Origin of the sequence: Corallococcus praedator (assembly GCF_003612125.1) — a bacterium.
Lineage (GTDB): Bacteria > Myxococcota > Myxococcia > Myxococcales > Myxococcaceae > Corallococcus > Corallococcus praedator.
This window is the reverse complement of record NZ_RAWI01000812.1, coordinates 1-764: the sequence shown is the minus strand read 5'-3', so window position 1 is coordinate 764 and position 764 is coordinate 1. Positions and strand designations below refer to the sequence as shown.

The window sequence follows — 764 nt, the reverse complement described above, 5'->3', positions numbered from 1 at the left end:
GGGCGGGCCCGTCAGTGAAGATGCCCGAGCCGCAGGGCGCACCGCGGTGGCACGGGCCGTCGGGCAGTTGCCTCCCCTGCCGCCCGGGCGTCGCCGTGCGCTGATCGTCCTCCCGGATGCCCTGAGCGGGGACCCGACAGAAGTCGTGCGAGGGGCCCAGCAGGAAGCGGGCGCGGGCGTCGGCTGGGCGGGAGGCGGCGCGGGAAACAACCTCCGGTTCGTCAAGACGGCCCAGTTCACGCAAGGACAGGCCTACCGGGATCAGGTGGTGGTGATTGCCATTGATGCCCAGGAGCCGATCGGCGTCGGCATCCAGCATGGCTGGTATCCGTACGGCCCACCGACCCAGGTCACCAAGGCCCGAGGCACGACCGCCATCGAACTCGACTACGAGAGCGCGTTCGAGGTCTACCGGCGCACGGCCTCCAGCCGGGGAGTCGAGCTGGACATGGGGGACTTCGCCAGCTTCGCGATGACCCACCCGCTGGGGATTCCCCAGGCCAGCGGAGAGTTCGTGATCCGTGACCCCATCTCCGTCGAGTCCGACGGTTCGATCCGCTACGTCGCGGAGATACCGGACGGCTCGCTGGTCCGCGTGATGGAGGGTGCGCGCGCGGACCTGCTCGACGCGGCGGCCGGTGCCGCCGCCATGGCCCGGAAGGCAACGCCTGGCCCCCTGGGTGGCGCGGTGGTGTTCGATTGCGTCTCCCGCTACCTCATCCTGGGGGAGGGGGTCCGGGACGAGCTCTTGAGATTCCAGGATG

1 protein-coding gene is annotated in these 764 nt (G+C 70.3%); it reads left to right on the top strand.

Annotation, left to right across the window (positions count from 1 at the left end; genetic code table 11):
* Positions 1 to 46 precede the first annotated feature (46 nt).
* Positions 47 to 764: FIST signal transduction protein (locus D7Y13_RS41910; RefSeq protein ID WP_244222479.1), on the top strand; the 718-nt coding region annotated here is incomplete at its 3' end.